Here is a 19425-nt window from a genome sequence, read left to right as displayed (position 1 = left end):
ATCCATGACACGGTACGTCCCAGACTGCGACGACGGGCGGCTGACCCTCGTCTCGGAGGCGGGCGACGATCGCGTCGATATCGGCACGATCGACGACGTGATTACGGCGATCGGCGACTCGACGCACTCGATCGAGTACGACCAGAAACAGCGGACCCAGCCGTGGCTCGACACGGACGACGGAACGCTAGCGATCGACGTCCGCGAGGCGGTGACGACGCTGCCTCACACCGACGAGACCGTCGACGAGCTCCGCGAGTACGACATGAGCACGGAGCGCTACGGACTCCCGCTCCGGACCGTCAAGTTCGCAAACGAACTGTTGGATATTCTGGACGCGCAAGGAACGGCGGATCCCGCGTAGCTCACACCCGAACGGTGTCCCCGGTCTCCGCGGCGTCGTAGATCGCTTCGAGGGTTCGCATATCGACGAGCGCGTGGTCGCCGTCGGGGCCGATGGGGGCCTCGCGAAGCACGCGGTCGGCGAAGTAGTCGAACTCCTCGGTCATCTCGTCTCGCATCACGTCCTGCCGGCCGTCGGCGACCTCCAAGCGTCGCCCGTCCCTGTGGAGTCGGAGCGTCTGTTCGGGCTGTCCGAGGAAAGCCGGTTCGAGAATCAGTTCGCCGTCAGTGCCGACGACGCGGAGGTGACCCGTGTACGCGGCGTGTTGGCCGGCGGTACAGGCCGCCTGGGTCCCGTCGTCGAACCGAACGGTGAACGCGGCGTGTTGGTCGGGCACGTCGCGGAACGCCTCGTCGACGGACCGCATCTGGGCGGTCACGCTGACGGGGTCGGCGTCGAGGACGAAGCGCGCGGTGTTGAGCGGATAAATCCCGAGATCCATCACGCTCGCTCCGTATCCGACGAGGTCCGGGTCGAGACGCCACTGCTCGGCGTCGCCGGAGACCGTTTCGAGCATCTGCTGGCTCATGCTCCCGTGAACTCCCACGGGGTCGCCGATGGCCCCCTCCGCGATCAGTTCGCGCATCCGCCGGACCTGCGGGTCGGTCTGCATCCGATAGGCGACCATCAGCGGGACGTCTTCGGTGGCCTCGACGAGCCGTTCGGCGCGTTCGCGGGTCGCCTCTACGGGCTTTTCACAGAGGACCGCCTTCCCGTGTTCCGCCGCGGCTTCGGCGTACGGGAGGTGTAGCGCGTTCGGCGTACAGACGTACACCGCGTCGTACTCGTCGGTCGCTTCCCCGTCCGTGAACTCCTCGTAGGTGAGTGCGGTCTCGACTGACGGAATCCCCTCGGCGGCCGCGGTCGCCTTCTCGCGGCTACTGCTGACGAGGACGGTCGTCTCACAGAACTCCGTCTCCTCGACCGCGGGAATCGCCTGCTCGCGGGTCCACCACCCGAGACTGATCATCGCGACGCGGAGCGTCCCGGACTCCAACTGCTGCCAGTCTCGATCCCTCACGCTCGCAAGGTAGTCGGAAGCGGACATGGCAGCACGTTCACGGCGATTGAGAAAAGTGTATTGGACGACGCACGCCGCTGCGCGAGAACGGAATTCCTCCGTTCAGCTGACACCCGCCGACCCGTTAGAACCGTAAGAATAGTATGGGTCAACCACGCACATGGAAACGTGCCAGAGCTTAATCATAACTACGTCGGCGGAGAGTGGACCTCCTCGGAGACGGGAGAGACGTTCGACGTTCACAATCCCGCAGCCCCCGACGAGACGGTAGCGAGCTACCAGCAGTCCAGCGCGGCGGACGCCGCCGAAGCGGTCGAGGCGGCGGCCGCCGCACAGGACGAGTGGGGGGACACGCCCGGTCCGGAGCGCGGACGGATTCTCCGGCGGGCGGGGACGAGCCTCGCCGATCGGAAAGACGAGATCACCGAACTGCTCGTCGAGGAGGAGGGGAAGGCCCGTCCCGAGGCGGCCGGCGAGGTACAGCGCGCGATAGACATCTTCCACTACTTCGCGGGGAAGGCCTCGGACCTCGGCGGGACGGTGAAGGGGTCGAGCAGCCGTGACACGACGCTGTACACGCGCAAGGAGCCGGTCGGCGTCGCGGCGCTGATCACGCCGTGGAACTACCCCATCGCCATCCCCGTGTGGAAGCTCGCTCCCGCCCTCGCGGCGGGCAACTCGGTGGTCATCAAACCGGCGAGCGCCGCTCCGGGCGTCGTCCTCGCGGTCACGGAGGCCTTAGACGAGGCCGGGCTCCCCGACGGCGTGCTCAACGTCGTCACCGGGCCGGGCAGCTCGGTTGGTAGCGAGTTCATCACGAGCGAGGGGACCGACGTGGTCTCTTTCACCGGCAGCGGGCAGGTCGGCGAGATGGTCTACGATCAGGCCACGGACGCCGGGAAACGGGTCCAGACGGAGATGGGCGGGAAGAACCCGACGCTTGTCGCCGACTCGGCCGATCCCGCGGAGGCGGCCGAGATCGTCGCGACCGGCGGCTTCGGCACGACCGGTCAGTCGTGTACGGCGTGTTCCCGCGCTATCGTCCACGAGGACGTGTACGACGAGTTCGTCGACGAGCTCGTCGCCGCCGCCGAGGCCATCGACATCGGCCCGGGGCTGGACCACGAGATGGGCCCGCAGGTCAGCGCCGACGAGCTGGAGTCGACGCTGGAGTACGTCGACATCGCCCGCGACGAGGGCGCGACGGTCGCGGCGGGGGGCGGGCAGCCGACCGGCGACGCGGTCGAGACCGGCCACTTCGTCGAGCCGACCGTCCTGACCGACGTCGACAACGACGACACGATCGCCTGCGAAGAGGTGTTCGGCCCGGTGATCGCCGTCATCGAGGTCAGCGACTTCGACGAGGGGCTTCACGTCGCCAACGACGTGGAGTACGGGCTCTCGGCCAGCGTGGTCACCGACGACCACACCGAAGCCAAGCGGTTCATCGACGACGCGGAGGCGGGCGTCGTGAAGGTCAACGAGAAGACCACGGGGCTCGAACTCCACGTTCCCTTCGGCGGGTTCAAGCGCTCCTCGTCGGAGACCTGGCGCGAACAGGGCGACGAGGGGTTAGAGTTCTACACGATCGAGAAGACCGTCTACGACAACTACTGAACCGATCGTGTCCGTCTCGCAGGCACCGTCCGATAGATAACCGGCCTCGTTTGTCCCATTTCCGGCCGGTTCCCTTTCGAGAGACGAGTTTTATACGGGACGGGTTCGTGAAGACAGCCATGGAGGACGCATTCGTAGCCATCGACGACCCGGACCACAGCAGCGACTTACTCCGAGAAGCCGCCGCGTACGCCGTCGGGGCGGACGCCGAACTGGTGTTGTACTTCCCGCTGACGCCGGAGGAGTTCGAGGAGTCACAGGAGTCGCTCGACAAGATCGGACGTGTGGAACACAAAGACTACGCCGACGAGGACGCACAGACCGTCGCAAAGCAGTTCGTCGACGACATCGCGCGCGAGCCGCTCGCCGACTTCGACGTCGAGTACAGCGTCGTCACGGACGTGACCGAGGAGATAGACGCGGGTCGCATCATCGAGCTCGCGGAGGAGCGCGGCTGTGACCACGTGTACACGACGGGACGAAGACGGTCTCCGACCGGAAAAGCGATGTTCGGCGACACCACCCAACAGCTCATCCTCAACTTCTCCGGATTCGTCACCGTCCGCACGAACTGACCGGAGACGCACGGTGTCGAGGGCGGCCGTCGGGAGGGTTCGTCCGGCGATATCGCTCCCACTCTCGTCTGTGTTCCGATTCCCGATTACCTCACATTACCTTGCGGGGAACCGCCTCTGCGGTTCCCGTTTCCGCGCCCCTTGCCCCCGCCGTTTCCGGGCGGGGACAGTTCGACGGTGACGGTCTCGGTCTCGTCGTCGACGGTCGCCTCGACCGTCTCCGAGAGCGCGCCCTTCTCGGCCGTGATCCGGTACTCGCCTTTGAATCCTCCCGTGGCGTACGTCCCATCGCCGTCGGTCTCGCCGGACTCCTCGGTCCACCACTCTCCGAAGACGAGGTCGAAGTACTGCTCGCCGTTCTCTCGGAGCGTCCAGTCGGAATCGAAGTACGCGCCGGTCGGCCGCCAGTGGTCGTCTTCCCAGAACCCCCACGAGAGGACGCCCTCGACCGCCTCCTTGCTGAACGCCATCGTCAGGAAATCCCGCGTGTAGTCCGTCTGTACCGCGACGTCCTGAGCGTTCCGGCGGTCGAAGATCTCGATGTCGAACTCCGTAACCAGCAACGGGAGTCCGAACTCCGCGAACTGGTCGAAGCCGGCTTCCATGTCCGCGATATCGAGTATCTGATTGTACTGCTGCTGGTGGTGGCCCATGAACCCGATGCCGTCGATCGGGTAGTCGTTCTCGACGAGGTGTTCGATGTAGTCGAGATACTGATCGCGCTGCCACTGGCCACCGATAGCCCCCATCTCGTTGGTGTACAGCTCGGTGTCCGTGACGTCGTCGGCCGCCTGCCACCACTCGTCGACGGCCTCCCAGCCGAGGTCGGGGTCGTCCCGGAAGTTGGACTGCCAGACGGGGTGGTTGTGTACGTCCCACTCCGTGACCTCGCCCTCGAACTCGGCGGCGTGTTCGGCGATCTTCTCGGTGATCTCCGCCTGAATCTCCTCGGCGGACTTCTCCTCTGCGTCTTGGATGTTCATCCCGCCGCCGCCGTCAGTCTGGTACTCCTCCCAGAGGAGGTAGTGGCCGCGAGTCGGAACGTCACGCTCGTTCAGCCAGTCGAGGGTCGCCCGAATGTCTTCCCTATCCATGTCCCATTCGCCCTCCCACGCGGGGAACTTGAGGCCGTTCTCGACGACGGCCTTGTTGAAGTTCTCGCTGAACGTCTCCCGATAGATCCGGTCGTCTTCGCTGTCGCCGGTGACGTGTTCGACCGAGACGGCGCTCCCGAAGTCGAACTGGTGTTCGACCATCTCGACATTGACGGACGCACCGTTCATGGGCTGGCCGCCGGGGTTCCGTACCTCGACCTCGATGTCCGTCGTCCGGTGCTCCTCAATGCGTGCTTGGGCATCCTCGCGCCAGTCGGCGTCCGGACTCCGGCCGTCGTAGTGGTACGGCGGGAGCGTGTCGAGTCCGACACCGGTGTCGGCGTAGTCAAGGAGTGCGACGCCGCCGACCTCGATGGTCTGCTCCGCGGAGCCGACCTGCAGTTCCAGCGCGAGGGTGTCGCCGGCGGCGGGCGCGTCACCGACCTCGACGGGGAAGAAGTACCGCAGCCACTCCTCGGAGGCGTCGACGTTGTCGCCCCGCTGGACGAAGTTCTCGCCGACCGGCTGCCCGTCGGCATCAACGTATCCGAACCGCGCGCTCGCTTCGGCACCGTCGTCGCTACGGATCCACGCGACACCGAGAAGCCGGTCGCCGGGTTCGATGCTGTGTTCGGTCACCGGTCCGCGGTACGCGACCGCCGTCGAGTCGTCCGTCTCGGGGACGTCGAGGCGTTCTGCTCGCGTGTGTGGGACGCTGTCGCTGTCCACGTCGAAGGCTGTCGCCGAACCGCCGCCGACCAGCGAGAAGGCGTCGGTTGCTTCCGCTTCGGTGGAGCCGTAGACGTACGACCCCTCGGGGAGTTGTTTTTGCTGTCTGCTCGATGCCGTGAGTTCCGCCTGTAGCGCCTCGCGGTAGCTCGCGTCCGCGTCGGCGGCTTGGGCCGCGGTGGGTCTCGCGGCCGCCGCGACACCGAACGCGCCGAGCGCTTTCAGAACGGTTCGTCGACTACTCTTGCGGCTAGTGCTAGGTTCTCTCATGGAGTGTGATCACTCCATTCACACTAACGGAGTACTATTATTTAATTATTAATGCTATTATTCTATGCCGTTGCCCGCGTAATTCTCACTCGGTATCGGAGCAGATACAACGGTCACGACCGGCGTGAAGCGACCGCGCTCCGACAGTCTCATACCGTTGACCGCTGATGGCGTGTATATGAAATCGCCGGCGTATTCGTCCGTCTCGTTACACAACGTTACGGAGACCGTTCCAGCGGAGTGGACCGAGGAGGGGGAACGCCTCTGTCGGGTCCCCGCGGCGGTCGGCGCGGAGCTAAACGAAACGGCCCGCGAGCGCGTCCGGTGCCCGACGGGGAGCGAGATCCGCTTCGTTCCGGGGAGTGACGACACCGACGTCGAGGTGACCGTCTCGGCCGCCGAGGAGACGCACGTGCGGGTCTTCTGGGGTGTCTTCCAGCCGTGGGAACCGACCGAGATCGGGCCGGAGCCCGAAACGCTGACGCTCGGCGTTCCGGACCGCCTCGCGGACCTTTCGCCGGGGACGCGGGCCGGTCGCTTCGATCGGCGCGTCTGTCGAATCCGCTTCGAACGCCGAACGGGGGTCGCACTTCACGACGTCTCCGGGGCCTGCCGACCACCGCGCGAGAGCGAACTGCCCGACACGCGCTATCTCGCGTACGGAACCTCCATCACGGAAGGTGCGGCGGCGTCGGCGCTCCACACCGACTACGTCACTCACGTCGCCCGCCGACTGGGCTACGACGCGCTGAACCTCGGGTGTTCGGGCTCCGCGTACTGCGAGGAAGCGATGGCCGAACACGTCGCCGGCCGCGACGACTGGGACGTCGCGACGCTCGGGCTCTCGGTCAACATGGCCAACACCGGCGGGTTCGCCCCGGAGACGTTTCGCGAGCGCGCCGAGACCTTCGTCGACACCGTCGCCGGCGCACACCCGGATACGCCCGTCGTCTGTGTCACGCTGTTCCCGTATCACGACGACCTCACGGCCGCCGGCGACGCCGAACACGCCGCGGCGTACCGGACGGCGCTCCGCGAGGTCGCCGCCGCGTCTCCGCACGAGAACCTGTCCGTCGTCGACGGCCCGGACCTCCTCGATCCCACCGGGTTGACCGCTGACCTCCTCCATCCGGGTGACGCCGGGATGGCCACCATCGGAGACCGACTGGCGGAACGCCTCGACGCGGTCGTCGAGTGAGACACGTCTCGGACGTTGGGCCACCGAACGCGGCGTTCCACCACGTATAAATCACCGGCGACGGAACGGTCGCGTATGTCTACAGATAGCATGCCGTCCGTGAGTGTCGAGGGAAAGACCGCCGTCGTCATCGGCGGCACGAGGGGAATCGGCCGCGCCATCGCGCTCGGGTTCGCCGAGGACGGTGCCGACGTCGTCGCGACCAGCCGCTCCGCGGACGCCGTCGAGCGCGTCGCCGAGGAACTTCGCGAGCGCGGCGCGGCCACCGCCGAGGTGACGTGTGACGTGACCGACGCCGACTCCCTCGAAACCCTCCGTGACACGACCATCGAAGAGGTCGGCGACGTCGACATCCTCGTCAACTCGGCGGGGACGGTCGCTCAGTCGCCGATCACCGAGATGACCGACGAGGAGTGGCAACAGGACATCGAGGTCGATCTCACCGGCGTCTTCACGGCCTGCCGGGTGTTCGCCCGGGAGATGGACGCCGGGAGCATCATCAACATCTCCTCGATGTCCGCCGACCAGGCCCGGGAAGCCCGGGCGGCCTACTGCGCGGCGAAGAGCGGCGTGAACGGGCTGACGCGCGCCGCCGCGGCCGACCTCGCGCCCGACATCCGCGTGAACGCCATCGCGCCCGGCTTCGTCAAGACCGAGATGGCCGGCCCGAAGCTCGACGACGGCTCCGAGTTCCGCGAGACCGTCGACGAGCGCACCCCGATGGGTCGAGTCGCCACGCCCGACGAGATGGTCGGGACCGCGCTCTACCTCGCGAGCGACGCCGCCTCCTTCACGACCGGCGAAGTGATCACCGTCGACGGCGGGTACGACGACAGCGCACAGTAACTCGGGGCCGAACCCCGCACACGGAACTACTATTGGGAGCGTCCACGAAGCCGACGCATGGACACGTCACTGATGTTGCCGCCGCGACCGGACCGGCGATGGACGCTCGCCCGCCAGCTCGGCGTCAAGGCCGCGGTCGTCCGGTTCTGGGGCGAAGAGGAGTGGTGGACGTACGACTCGCTGCTCGCGACGAAGAACCGGTTCGCCGACCACGGGCTCTCCTTGGACGTCGTCGAGGACCGCCCGCCGATGACGAAGACGGTACTCGGTCGAGACGGTCGCGACGAGGAGATCGAGACGGTCAAGCGGCTCATCCGCAACATGGGGCGGGTCGGCGTCGACGTCTACTGCTGGGTGTGGACCGAGAACCCGGTCGGCGTCCTCCGCACCACAGACGAGGTGCCACTACGGGGAGACTCTCGGACGACCGCCTACGACCACGAGCAGTCCGAGCGCGCGCCCGACTATCCCGTGGACATCACCGAGGCGGAGCTCTGGGAGAACTTGGAGTACTTCCTCGACGAGGTCGTCCCGGTCGCCGAGGAGGCGGGCGTGAAGCTCGCGCTCCACCCCGACGACCCCCCTGTCGACTCCGTCCGCGGCGTCCCCCGGCTCGTCAGCTCCGTGGAGAACGTTCAGCGTATCTTAGATCTCCACGACAGCCCGAACCACGGGCTGACGTTCTGTCAGGGCAACTACGCCGCGATGGACGCCGACGTGCCGGAGACGATTCGACGGTTCGGCGACCGCATCCACTTCGTCCACTTCCGGGACGTCGACGGGACGCCCGAGGAGTTCGTCGAGACGTGGCAGGACGACGGCCCGACGGACATGCTCGCCGCGATGGAGGCGTACCGCGAGGTCGGGTTCGACGGCCCGATTCGCCCGGACCACGTCCCGCGGATGCTCGGCGAGGACCACCGCGACGACGCGCAGGCCGGCTACACCGACATGGGGCGGCTGTTCGCCGTCGGCTACATGACCGGCCTCTTAGAGCAGACCCGACCGGCCGGCGACGGGCGGGCGGAGTGAGCGCCGTGAACGACCCGTCCCCGCCTCCAGCGCCGCCACGCGACGACGTGTCTCGCCCGTCGGGCGAACCGGGGAATCTACGCGTCCTCGACTGGGCGGGCTTCCGGAGCGCGGTCTCGTACACCTTCGACGACGCGCTCCCGTCGCACGTCGAGCACTACGGGGCGCTTCGGGCTGCCGGTGCCGACGTCACCTTCTACGTCCCCAGCGACCGCGACGCCTCGGCCGACGCCTGGCGGGCGATCGCCGCCGACGGCAACGAACTCGGCAACCACACCGCGAGCCACCCGCACGGCGACCTCACGGGCGGTAGCTTCGGGACGCCGCGGGAGAGCCGGCGGGCGGAGCTGGATGCGTGTGCGTCGTACCTCACGGAGGACCTCGACCAGCCCGGCGTGTCGACGATGGCGTCGCCGTTCGGCGACCGCGGCTGGCGTGACGCCGCCCGAGAGACGGGGCTGTTGCTGAACCGCGGCGTCGGCGGCGGGACCGTCGCACCCGACGGCGAGACGGACCCCTACGAGCTGCCCAGTTACGTCGCTCAGGCGGGAGACACCGCGGAGACGTTCGACCGGCTGGTCGACGACGCGCGCGACGCGGGCGAGTGGCTCCTGTTCACGTTCCACAGTATCGCGCCGACCGACGAGGAGGGGTACGCGCCGGTCGCGGTCGACGAACTCGCGGCGAGCATCGAGCACGCGGCGACCGCCGGCGATGTCTGGGTCGACACGGTCGCTCGCATCGGGTCGTACTGGCGGGCACAGCGATTCTTCGAGGGAGTGACTCCGACCGAAGTCGGAGACGAGACCGTCTGGGAGTGGGAGTGTCCCGACGCGTTCCCGGACGGCCACCGTCTCCGGGTCACCGTCGACGGCGGCACGCTCGAACAGAACGGACGCCCCCTACCGTGGAACGGACGGGGCTACTACGAGGTTTCACTGGACGCGGAGTCGCTGACGTTGACGCCCTGATCGGACGCGCCGACCGCCAGTGTCGGGAGTTTTATTGTTGGTCTCGCTGGAACGGCCGGTATGGGATTCATCGACGAGGAGTACCTGCTCGACTCCGAGACCGCCGTCGACCTCTACGACGCTATCGCGGACCTGCCCGTCGTCGACCCGCACAACCACATCGACCTCCGGGAGGTCGTCGACGACGAGCCGTGGAACGACATCTGGGAGGTCGAGGGCGCAACGGATCACTACGTCTGGCAGCTGATGCGCAAGCGGGGCGTTCCCGAGGAGAAGATTACGGGAGCCGCCGGCAACCGGGAGAAGTGGGACGCGCTGGCCGAGGTGTTTCCTGACTTCGCGGGGAACCCGACGTACGACTGGGTCCAGCTCGACTTAAAGCGCCGGTTCGGTATCGAGCAACCGTTGAACGCCGACACCGCCGACGAGATCTGGACGGAGACGAAACGCCAGCTCGCGACCGACGCCATGCGGCCCCAATCGGTCCTCCGTGAGATGAACGTCGAGGTGCTGTGTAGCAGCGACGACCCGACCTCGCGGCTGGAGTACCACGAACGCGCCGAGACCGAGGTTCGGGGCGTCGAGGTCCGGCCGACGTGGCGGCCGGACCGCGCGCTGAAAGTCGAGACTCCGGCGTGGGAGTCGTTCGTCGACGAACTCGACGCAGTCACGGAGCCGGCCGTGGACGACTTCGAGGGCTTTCTGGACGCGCTCGCGGAGACCCACGACTACTTCGTCGATCACGGCTGTGTGGCCTGCGACATCGGGACCGGGACGACGCCGGTCTCGCGGCCCGTCAGCGTCGAGCGCGCCGGCGACGTGTACGCGAAGGCGCGCCGCGGTGCGAGCCTCTCGGAGGCGGAGGTCCGCGACTACAAGGCGTTCCTGCTGGAGTTCGTCGGCGAACTGAACAGCGAGGCGGGCTGGACGACCCAGCTTCACGTCGGCGCGGTCCGCGATTACCGGGAGTCGCTCTACGACGACCTCGGGAAGAACGCGGGCGGGGACGTGTCGACGCAAGACGTCGACCTCGTGGACGGGCTGGACTACTTCCTCGACCGCTTCGACGGCGAGATGGAGATCGTCGTCTACACGCTCGACCCGACGCACTACCCGAGCCTCGCGGTCGTCTCCCGCGCGTACCCGAACGTGAGCGTCGGGCCGGCGTGGTGGTTCAACGACAGCCCGATGGGGATCGAAACCCAGCTGGAACGGGTGGCGTCCGTCGACCTCCTCGCGAACCACGCCGGCATGGTCAGCGACTCCCGGAAGCTCGTCTCCTACGGCTCCCGCTTCGAGATGTTCCGCCGGTCGCTCGCGAACGCCGTCGGCAGGATGGTCGACCGCGGCCGGCTCCCCTACGACAACGCCGAGCGTCTCGTCGAGCACGTCGCCTACGATCGCCCGAAAGAGCTGTACGGGCTCTGAGGCGGCACCGGCGAGGATCCCGTAGACACAGGGCGATGTACCGCGGCTTTCGCGGTGGATCGAGACGCGGACGACGCCGGGCAGGCGCTCGGTTGGAGCGCGGGCGAGGGAGTGGCCTCGTTCGTCGAGTTATCTGATATATTCTGATATACAGAACATTTATCTGGATGTCTCGCCGGTAACCATTACAGTCGTACAATAGTAATAGTAAGCCAGAAATGAACGAGATACCCCGCCGAATTTCGGCGATTATCGCGGACAGCTCCCCCACCAACCGGAATCGAAACGCGTCGAACAACTGTTCTGTATAATAGAACGGGTATCAGTAGTTGATGTTCAGTTCGACGACGTTGGCCGCGCTGAGCACGCGTTCGGGGAGCCGGCCGTGGAGGTCGTCGTCGCTGACGCGGCTGGCGGGCGCGGACACGCTGATCGCGCCGAGGACCTCGTCCGAGGAGTCCTTGACCGGGGCCGCGATACAGCGCAGCCCTTCGAGCCGCTCCCCGTCGTCGATGGCGTATCCGCGGTCGCGGACGCCCTCCAGCGCGTCGAACAGCTCCTCGCGGGAGCCGACGCTCCGGGAGGTCTTCTGTTCAATTCCGTGCTGCTCGATGATCTCCTCGACGCGAGACTCGGGCAGGTACGCGAGGATCGCCTTCCCGAGTGCGGTGGTGTGGAGATGGGTCCGAAGCCCGGCGTATGTGTCGAGGTCGACGGCGTCCTCCCCCTTCGATCGCATCAGATAGACGCCCATCCCCTGTTCCTCGACGAGGAGGTTCGCGAGCTCGCCGGTCTCGTCCGCGAGCGACTTCACCTCCGGCTCGGCCACCTGATAGAACTCCATCGACTTCCGGGTAGACCCCCCGACTTCGAGGAACTTCAGCCCGAGCTGGTACTCGTCGCCGGATTTCAGCACGTATCCGTGCTTTCGTAGCGTCGTGAGGTGGTTGTGAACGGCGCTTTTCCCCATCTCCAGCCCGTCCGCCAGCTCCGTCACTCCGCACGGCTCGCGGTCCATCAGCTCCTCGACCAGCGCGAGGGTCTTTTCGGTGGTTCGAACCGGATGTTTTGCGTCCATACCGATCAATTACGACATATAGCAGTGATAAATGTTCTGGATAACAGAACAAAAATGAGATCACTCGCGGCGGTCGATGCGTGCTGAACGCACGGATCGCACCCGGACCCCGTGTTTCATTAGATTCCCCGTCGTGACTCCGAGCGTGAGTTCAGCATCAGCCGATGTCGTCGTCACGGGCGCGCTCGGTGGGGTCGGACAGTGGACGGTCGACAGACTCGTCGCGGACGGCCGCGATGTCGTCGGCCTCGACCGGCGACTCCCCGCCGAAGGCGGTCCCGAGGGTGCGTCGTTCTTCGAGGTCGACCTGACCGATCAGGGCGAGACGCTGGAGCTCGTCGCGAGCGCCGACCCCGACGCCGTCGTCCACCTCGCGGCGATTCCGGACCCGACCGGTCACGCCGAGTCACGCGTGTTCACGAACAACACGGAGAGCGCGTACAACGTCCTCGACGCCGCCGGTCACGCCGGTGCGGACGTCGTGTGGGCGAGCTCCGAGTCCGCCTACGGGTTCCCGTTCGCCGACGAGGTGCTGAAACCCGAGTACGTCCCCGTCGACGAGGCGCACCCGCTCCGGCCGGAAGACGCCTACGGCGTCTCGAAGGAGGCCGGCGAAGCAGTCGCCCGATCGATGGCGCGGAAACACGACGTCTCGATCGCCTCGATCCGGCCGTCGTGGGTACAGTACCCCGGCGAGTACCTGACCGAACAGAACCGTGAGGCCTTCGACGTCGACGCGCTGGCCGCTCGCTCGACGGACGACCCGCCGGACGGCGGTATCGGGAACTTCTGGTCGTACGTCGACGTCCGCGATCTCACGTCGATGGTCACGGCGGCGGTGGACGCGGAAGTCGACGGCCACGAGGCGTACCTCTGTCACGCGGCGGAGAACTACCTCGGCGTCGACACCGCCGCCCTCTTCGACGCGCTGTTCGACGAGGCTCCGCCGTGCGACACCGACGGCGACGAGTCGGCGTTCACCACCGCGAAGGCCGAACGCGACCTCGGGTGGACGCCCGAACACACCTGGCGGGAGGCGGCCGACGAGGACGTCGACGGCCCAGAGTTCGCGTAGCGTCGGCGGCCGGCGTCGCTGTTCGTCGAGTGCCTCGCTGTTCGTCGAGCGCCTCGCTATTCCCCGAGCGCGTCGAGGACGGCCCCGTGCGCGGGCTTGCGCCGGAACTCCTCGTCGAACAGGAGCGGCGCGTCACCGAATCCCCGAGCCGGGAGCCACGACTGCCCGTCGTCGACGCCCCACGTGACGACCGTGTCGACGCCGGCGTCGACGGCGGCCGAGACGACGTCGTAGTAGTACTCGGCCTGCTCGTCGCGGTCCGCGACCGCCTCCCCGATGCCGACGTCGAGTTCGGTGATGTGGACGTCCAGCCCGAGGTCGGTGAGACGCTCGACGTTCGCGGCCACGTCCGCGGGCGGCACCACGTCGTCGAAGACGTGTAACTGGAGGCCGACGCCGTCGACGGGGACCTCGCGGGCGACGAGGTCTGACACGAGGTCGTACACCTCGTCGGCCTTCGCGGACAGCCCGTCGGCTCCGTAGTCGTTGTAGAAGAGGTCGGCGTCCGAGACCGCGGCCGCGTGTTCGAACGCGCGGTCGATGTACTCCGGTCCGAGCGCGTTCAGCCACGCGTTCTCCCGGAGCCCGCCGTCGTCGTCGACCGCCTCGTTGACCACGTCCCACGCGTCCACCCGACCCCGGTACCGGCCGGCAACCGTGTGGATGTGGTCGCTGAGCAGCCGTCGCATCTCCGTGTCCGAGCGCGCCCACGGCCGGACCCACTCGGGGTACATTCGGTGCCAGACCAGCGTGTGGCCGCGGACGTACATGTCGTGGCGGGCCGCGAAGTCGACGATGTCGTCGGCGGCCGCGAAGTCGTAGCCGGACTCGCCGTCCGCCAGCGGCCCCCACTTCATCGCGTTCTCCGCGGTGACCGCGTCGAACTCGCGGGCGACGGTCTCCCGGTAGTCGGTGTTCGTCCGGAGCGATTCGACGTCGACGGCGGCACCGATGTGGACGTCCGCGTCCGCTGCGGCGTCGCGAAGCGTTCGCATAGCTGGTCTTTGCGGGGATTCGTCTTGAAACCGGGGGACTCCGGAGCTGCGTCGACAACACTTATTTAACGGCTGTGAGTGGCGTCGCGTACGGTGGTCCGGCTTCCGAACCCGCTCCGACTGCTTCTGCTGGGCATCGGCGCGCTGCTCGCCCGGCTCGGACTCGTCGGCCGCGAGCGAGCAGAGGAGACGACGGACCTCGCGTTGCCGCGCATCGTCACCGGCCTCGCGCGGATGTCCAAAAGCGTCGCGGACACCGCGATGGTCGGCGTCGCGCTCGGGCAGACGGCCATCGCCGGGATGGGGTTCGCCGGCCCGTTCTGGGGGGTGTCGTTCGCCGTCGGCGGCGGGATGGCGGCGGGCACCATCGCCTTGGTCTCCCAGCACTTCGGTGCCGACGACCGCGACGAGCTCGGTCAGGTCGTCCGGTCGAGCGTCGTCCTCGCGACGGCGATCGCGCTCCCGGTCGCGGCGCTGTTCTGGCTGACCCCCCGGTCGCTCGTCGGGGTGCTGTCGGACGACCCGGCGGCGGTCGCGTACGGGGCCGACTACCTCCGCGTACTCGCGGTCGGCGTGCCGTTCGCCGTCCTCAACCAGATCGGGTCTCGCGCGCTCGTCGGTGCCGACGACGCGTGGACGCCCATGGTCGTCCGCTCCGGCGGCGCGGCCGTCAACGTCGCCCTCAACGCGGTCTTCATCTTCGCGCTCGACATGGGCGTCGTCGGCGCGGCGCTGGGAACGGTCGTCGCGGGCGTCCTCGTCACGGTCGCGTTCGCGGTCGGCTTCGCCGCCGGTCGGCTCCCGCTGGTCGGCGCGTTCCCCGTCCGCGTCGACTGGTTCGGGGGCTACCTCCGACGGGAGATGCTTCGAGATCTGCTCTCCATCGGTATCCCCGTGGTTGGCCGGAGCTCCGTGTGGACGGTCGCGCGGTTTCCCCTTCTCGCGCTGTTGGCCGCGTTCGGCTCGCACGTCGTCGCCGCGTACGTCATCAGCCGCCGGGTCTGGGGGCTGATGAACGCGCCCGGCTGGGGGTTCGGACTCGCGGCGTCCAGCCTCGTCGGGCAGGCCTTGGGGACGGGCGACGAGGAGGCCGCCGAGCGGTACGGCCGCGAGATCACCGCCTTCACCGTCGCCACGTACCTCGTCGCGGCGGCCACGGTCGCGGTGTTCGCGCGACCCATCGTCCTCGTGTTCGTCGACGACCCGGCGTCGTCCGCCGTGCCCGTCGCCGTTCCGCTCGTGTACACCGCCTGCGTCGCCATCGTTCCGCAGGGAGTCACGAACGCAGTCGCGGGCGCGCTCGACGCGACCGGCGACACCAACTGGCCGTTCTACGCTCGCGCCGTCGGCATGTTCGGGTTCGCCATCCCGCTCGTCTACCTCGGCGCGACGACGACGCTGGGACTGTTGGGAGTGTATCTCTCCTTCCTCGCGGAGAGCGTCCCGGGCGCGGTCATCAACTACTACCGGTTCCGCTCCGGGGCGTGGAAGGCGATCAGTCGCGGGTATCGACCGGACGCCGCGGTCGACGACTGACTGCTCTGTCCGGAGTGGACTCGTGTCGACGATCAGCGATAAAGAGTTATGTGTCCGTCGAACACAGGGGAGTGTATGCGGTCGACGTGTCCACAGTGTGGCGGTAGCGTGACCCGAGAACACGGCTCGCTGGTCTGTCAGGCGTGTGGATACACGCCGAACCACGGCGCTGACTGATCCGACGGTCAATACCTCCGAGAAGCCGTCGTCTGACGCTCAGTACGTCGCGTCCACGATCTCCTCGTCGAGCGTCCCGAACCGCGCGAGGTACTCGCGGCGATCGGCGCGCAGCGCCGCCTGTGCGTCCGCGAACCCGTCGACGCGGTCCGCGACCGCGAACCGGTCGACGTCGACGCCGGGAACCGACGCCGGGACCGTGAGGTCGAGGTCGTCGTCACGGGTCCACTTGACGGTCCCGCGTGCGATCCCTTCCAGAATCGCGACCGTCTCCTCGACGCCGACATCGACCGGGTCGTCGGTTCCGACCACGCCCGTGTTGATGACGTAACACTGGACATCGAGGGTCGCGATGAGATCGCGGAATCGATTGCCCTCCTCGCCTTCCGGCCCGACGATGAAGGGGTTCGTGCCGACCACGCGGATCGACTCGCCGACCCGCGAGGGGTCGCCCGCGCTCGTCTCGACCGACTCCCCGAGCATGAACGCGACCGCCGCCTGCGCGTCGGTGAGCTTCGCGACCGGCGGCATCAGGGGGTTACGCGTGATGAAAAACACCTGATCGACGGTGGGGAGGTCGACGTCCTCGGAGGCGCTCGCGAGCCGGTCGCGGCGAATTACGGCGCGCGCATTTCGGCCGTGTCGGGGTTCGTCGAAGTGGACGCTCCCGTCATCGTCGACGGCGACGTTTTCGAGGGCCGCGCTCTCGTCGGTGGCCGCGTCGTGGAGTTCGGGCTGCTCGTCGGCCGCTAAGCCGAGCGTCTTGATGTAGAGGCCGCCGCCCTCGCTGCCCGCGACCGTCCCCGACGGGAGGAGCGCGCAGACGTCGTCTTGGATCATCTCGACGCCCTCCGGATCGTCGAGCCAGAGGCCGTGGCTCGTGAGCGTCGACTTCCCCGTCCCGGAGAGTCCGAGGAACAGCTGGCCGACCTCGCGGCGGCCGTCCGCGTCGTCGAGGGTGACGCGCTTGCTGCCGGCGTGGAGTCCGAGCCCGCCACGCTGTTTCGCGCGCAGCATGAACAACCGCAGGAACGACTTCTTCGCCTCGCCGGTGTAGTCGCTCCCGAGGACCGTCGTGACGCCGGCTTCCGGGAGAATACGGATCGTCGGTTCCGGCGTCGCGTCCGGTAGCTGTACGGTGACGAAGTCGGGGTCGGCTTCCTCGGCCGGTTCGAGGAGCTTCGCCCACGCGAGCGCGATGCGGCCGTACTCCTCGGGAACGAACAGCCGGCAGACGTGAGCGGCGTCCCCGTGACGACCGACCACGCGGTCGACACAGACGACGTCGTTGTGGGGGTCTCGAACCCAGTCGAGAGCCTGCTCGAAGACGCGGAAGTCGTCGGCGTCGAAGCCGTCGTCGACGGCGTTCTTCGTCCGCTCCGCGCTCCGAGAGCGGTACTCGCTGACGTACGCGGGCGCGCCGTAGTCCGTCGTCGTCTCAAGATGCGAGGAGTAGCCTCGCAGCGTCGCCAGCGACGGGTTGTACGTGATGTGGTCGGCCGTCTCCGGGTCGGGATAGTCAGTGACTGTCGGGCTGTCACGAACGTCTGCCATGGTACAGGGCTGTCAGAGCGAGGGTAATAAGGTTGGTATCCAAGCATATTTGCTCCAAAATAGTACTCCGAGTCCGTGTTCATCTCTCCGACTCCGTGTTCAGCTCTCCGACTCCGTGTTCAGCTGTCCGGCAACCGGACGGCATCAGTTATTTCCTACAGGATTGATCCACACAGAACCGTTGAACCTATTATCAGCAAGTACGAGTTGTGTGGTACCGATGAACAAGACGGTAGACGAAGTGACTATCGTGGGGGGCGGCGACGTCGGGTTGCTGACGGCACTGAGCGTCCGGCAGATGAACCCGGATGTGGACGTCTCCGTCGTCGACGACTTCCAACAGGCGGTTCCGCAGGTGGGGAAGAGCACGTACCGCGAAATCCAGGGCATCCTCCACGGCGCGCTCCAGCTCGACGAACACGAGTTCATCGCGGAGGTGAAGCCGATATGGAAAGCATCGGTGTACTTCCGGGACTGGTGTGACCGCCCGTCATTCCAGTTCCCGTTCGACGCGCCGACCAAATACCCGGACGCGAACACGCCGAACGCCGTCGAGCACTTCTATCACCACTACGACGAACTCTGCGACAGCCCCGACCACCGCACGCGAGGCGAACAGATTCTCGCGCAGGGCAAGTCGCCGTGGTACTACGGGTCGGACGGTGACCTCGACAAGTACGACGATGTCGCCTATCACCTCAACACCAAGCGGTTCAACGGATTCTTGCGGAAGCACTGCCGGGAGCGTGGCGTCTCACTCGTCGACGACGAAATCACCGCCGTCGAGACGGACGGTTCGCGAATCAACGCAATACAGGGCAGTCAGCGGCGCTACGAGGCGGACCTCTACGTGGATGCGACCGGATTCAACCGAATCCTCCGGAGCGAGCAGGATGTCGAATTCCGTGATTTCGATTTCCCGTTGGACGCGGCGCTTAACGTCCGGATTGACCGGTCGCTGTCCGATGTCATCCCGGCAACCGTCGTCGAGACGGGCGATCACGGGTGGTTCTGGCAGATCGACACGTACGACAACCGCGATCTGGGGTACGTGTTCAGCACCGAGTACACCGACGAGGAGACGGCGATGACGGAGTTCCGCGAGTTCGTCGCGGAGGTCGCCCCGGGCGATGCCGGAGACGCCCTCACCGACGCCGAGACGGAGGTCGATCGATACGACTTCGAGTCCGGCTACCACGACCGGGCGTGGGTCCGGAACTGTCTGGCCATCGGGAACGCCCAGGGGTTCGTCGAACCGTTACAGTCGACCGCGCTCACCGCCAACGCCTCGCTCGCGGTGCGGTTCGCGAACCTGCTGTCCTCGCACGGCCGAGTCGTCGACGACGCGATCCGAACGGCGTTCAACGAGTCGGTCCGCCGCGCTTGGGAGTCCATCCACGACTTCGTCGGTGTCCACTATAGATACGCGTCAGGCGAGACGCCGTTCTGGCGGGAAGTACGGTCGACGGGCGTCAACTCTCGCACAGACAGGATCACCGACGAGTTCGACCGATACGGGTACGACTGGACCGTCGATCACGAAGACGGCGGCGACCTCTCTGAACTCGATATCTTCCTGCTGCCGGATTTCTACACGGTCATGCGGAGCATGGGCGCTACGTCGGATTTTTACGATGAGAACGAGTTCAACGTGAGCGACGAGGTCGCCAACGAGCGAGACGGGTTCTACCGGAACGTCGAACGGCAAGTCGAGAACGACCATCTGACGGTCGAGGAGTTCTACACGGGGATCTTGAACTTCACGGCCCCGGAAGACGGTGTTGGCGCGTAGAGTATTTCTCGTATTTTTGCTGTCAACGAGACTC

General features: G+C 66.8%; 16 protein-coding genes. 11 read left to right on the top strand and 5 right to left on the bottom strand.

Annotated features, from left to right (window positions below; genetic code table 11):
- Window positions 1–4: 4 nt before the first annotated feature.
- Entirely contained in the window at window positions 5–364 is a 360-nt protein-coding gene (locus QOL69_RS03395) for a hypothetical protein (RefSeq protein WP_048076356.1), read from the top strand.
- A gap of 1 nt (window position 365) precedes the next feature.
- Here the strand turns inward: QOL69_RS03395 and gfo6 are convergent, their stop codons facing one another.
- A complete protein-coding gene (gene gfo6 / locus QOL69_RS03390; RefSeq protein ID WP_283402035.1) occupies window positions 366–1451 on the bottom strand; it encodes a D-xylose 1-dehydrogenase Gfo6 in 1086 nt (361 codons plus the stop codon).
- A gap of 141 nt (window positions 1452–1592) precedes the next feature.
- Here gfo6 and QOL69_RS03385 point away from each other — a divergent pair, with 141 nt between their 5' ends.
- Both QOL69_RS03385 and QOL69_RS03380 read left to right on the top strand, forming a co-directional pair.
- Entirely contained in the window at window positions 1593–3041 is a 1449-nt protein-coding gene (locus QOL69_RS03385; RefSeq protein WP_048076358.1) for a 2,5-dioxovalerate dehydrogenase, read from the top strand.
- 119 nt (window positions 3042–3160) lie between these two features.
- Entirely contained in the window at window positions 3161–3616 is a 456-nt protein-coding gene (locus QOL69_RS03380; protein WP_283402034.1) for a universal stress protein, read from the top strand.
- 86 nt (window positions 3617–3702) lie between these two features.
- Here the strand turns inward: QOL69_RS03380 and QOL69_RS03375 are convergent, their stop codons facing one another.
- Complete coding sequence (locus QOL69_RS03375; protein WP_283402033.1) at window positions 3703–5709, bottom strand: endo-1,4-beta-xylanase; 2007 nt, start codon at window positions 5707–5709, stop codon at window positions 3703–3705.
- Window positions 5710–5887: 178 nt separating this feature from the next.
- On the opposite strand from QOL69_RS03375, the gene QOL69_RS03370 reads away from it, so the two are divergent.
- The 5 genes from QOL69_RS03370 (at window position 5888) to uxaC (ending at window position 11184) form a co-directional block, all read left to right on the top strand.
- Window positions 5888–6907 (top strand): GDSL-type esterase/lipase family protein, encoded by a 1020-nt coding sequence (locus QOL69_RS03370; protein ID WP_283402032.1) that lies wholly within the window; start codon window positions 5888–5890, stop codon window positions 6905–6907.
- 75 nt (window positions 6908–6982) lie between these two features.
- Window positions 6983–7753, top strand: coding sequence for an SDR family NAD(P)-dependent oxidoreductase (locus QOL69_RS03365; protein ID WP_283402031.1), 771 nt, complete (start codon window positions 6983–6985; stop codon window positions 7751–7753).
- Window positions 7754–7810: 57 nt separating this feature from the next.
- Window positions 7811–8785: a mannonate dehydratase gene (locus tag QOL69_RS03360; RefSeq protein WP_283402030.1), complete on the top strand. Its 975-nt coding sequence runs from the start codon at window positions 7811–7813 to the stop codon at window positions 8783–8785.
- A 5-nt stretch (window positions 8786–8790) separates the two neighbouring features.
- Window positions 8791–9756, top strand: a complete 966-nt coding sequence (locus tag QOL69_RS03355; protein WP_283402029.1) for a polysaccharide deacetylase family protein — start codon at window positions 8791–8793, stop codon at window positions 9754–9756.
- 60 nt (window positions 9757–9816) lie between these two features.
- Window positions 9817–11184, top strand: coding sequence for a glucuronate isomerase (gene uxaC, locus QOL69_RS03350; protein ID WP_283402028.1), 1368 nt, complete (start codon window positions 9817–9819; stop codon window positions 11182–11184).
- Window positions 11185–11506: 322 nt separating this feature from the next.
- On the opposite strand, the gene xacR is transcribed toward uxaC, so the two are convergent.
- Complete coding sequence (gene xacR / locus QOL69_RS03345) at window positions 11507–12262, bottom strand: HTH-type transcriptional regulator XacR (protein WP_048076364.1); 756 nt, start codon at window positions 12260–12262, stop codon at window positions 11507–11509.
- Between the two features lie 145 nt (window positions 12263–12407).
- Between xacR and QOL69_RS03340 the strand changes: the two genes are divergently transcribed.
- Window positions 12408–13337 carry an NAD-dependent epimerase/dehydratase family protein gene (locus QOL69_RS03340; RefSeq protein ID WP_283402027.1) on the top strand — a complete coding sequence of 310 codons (930 nt, stop codon included), beginning with the start codon at window positions 12408–12410 and terminating at the stop codon, window positions 13335–13337.
- A gap of 56 nt (window positions 13338–13393) precedes the next feature.
- On the opposite strand, the gene QOL69_RS03335 is transcribed toward QOL69_RS03340, so the two are convergent.
- Complete coding sequence (locus QOL69_RS03335) at window positions 13394–14332, bottom strand: endo-1,4-beta-xylanase (protein ID WP_283402026.1); 939 nt, start codon at window positions 14330–14332, stop codon at window positions 13394–13396.
- Window positions 14333–14425: 93 nt separating this feature from the next.
- Between QOL69_RS03335 and QOL69_RS03330 the strand changes: the two genes are divergently transcribed.
- The gene (locus tag QOL69_RS03330; protein WP_283402025.1) at window positions 14426–15868 is read left to right on the top strand and encodes an MATE family efflux transporter; all 1443 of its coding nucleotides are present in this window, start codon (window positions 14426–14428) and stop codon (window positions 15866–15868) included.
- Window positions 15869–16084: 216 nt separating this feature from the next.
- Here the strand turns inward: QOL69_RS03330 and QOL69_RS03325 are convergent, their stop codons facing one another.
- A complete protein-coding gene (locus tag QOL69_RS03325) occupies window positions 16085–17599 on the bottom strand; it encodes a phosphoenolpyruvate carboxykinase (ATP) (RefSeq protein ID WP_283402024.1) in 1515 nt (504 codons plus the stop codon).
- 220 nt (window positions 17600–17819) lie between these two features.
- Here QOL69_RS03325 and QOL69_RS03320 point away from each other — a divergent pair, with 220 nt between their 5' ends.
- The gene (locus QOL69_RS03320; protein WP_283402023.1) at window positions 17820–19391 is read left to right on the top strand and encodes an FAD-dependent oxidoreductase; all 1572 of its coding nucleotides are present in this window, start codon (window positions 17820–17822) and stop codon (window positions 19389–19391) included.
- Window positions 19392–19425: the final 34 nt, after the last annotated feature.

Origin of the sequence: Halorubrum sp. DM2 (assembly GCF_901686465.1) — an archaeon.
GTDB lineage: Archaea > Halobacteriota > Halobacteria > Halobacteriales > Haloferacaceae > Halorubrum.
The sequence above is the reverse complement of the archived record's forward strand: the minus strand, read 5'-3'. Positions and strand labels throughout refer to the sequence as shown.

Coding starts and splice junctions, on each gene's coding strand:
- QOL69_RS03335 (WP_283402026.1), bottom strand. CDS start 14,332: ATGCGAACGCTTCGCGACGCCGCAGCGGACGCGGACGTCCACATCGGT.
- QOL69_RS03325 (WP_283402024.1), bottom strand. CDS start 17,599: ATGGCAGACGTTCGTGACAGCCCGACAGTCACTGACTATCCCGACCCG.
- gfo6 (WP_283402035.1), bottom strand. CDS start 1,451: ATGTCCGCTTCCGACTACCTTGCGAGCGTGAGGGATCGAGACTGGCAG.
- QOL69_RS03365 (WP_283402031.1), top strand. CDS start 6,983: ATGTCTACAGATAGCATGCCGTCCGTGAGTGTCGAGGGAAAGACCGCC.
- uxaC (WP_283402028.1), top strand. CDS start 9,817: ATGGGATTCATCGACGAGGAGTACCTGCTCGACTCCGAGACCGCCGTC.
- QOL69_RS03320 (WP_283402023.1), top strand. CDS start 17,820: ATGAACAAGACGGTAGACGAAGTGACTATCGTGGGGGGCGGCGACGTC.
- QOL69_RS03380 (WP_283402034.1), top strand. CDS start 3,161: ATGGAGGACGCATTCGTAGCCATCGACGACCCGGACCACAGCAGCGAC.
- QOL69_RS03360 (WP_283402030.1), top strand. CDS start 7,811: ATGGACACGTCACTGATGTTGCCGCCGCGACCGGACCGGCGATGGACG.
- QOL69_RS03375 (WP_283402033.1), bottom strand. CDS start 5,709: ATGAGAGAACCTAGCACTAGCCGCAAGAGTAGTCGACGAACCGTTCTG.
- QOL69_RS03370 (WP_283402032.1), top strand. CDS start 5,888: ATGAAATCGCCGGCGTATTCGTCCGTCTCGTTACACAACGTTACGGAG.
- QOL69_RS03395 (WP_048076356.1), top strand. CDS start 5: ATGACACGGTACGTCCCAGACTGCGACGACGGGCGGCTGACCCTCGTC.
- xacR (WP_048076364.1), bottom strand. CDS start 12,262: ATGGACGCAAAACATCCGGTTCGAACCACCGAAAAGACCCTCGCGCTG.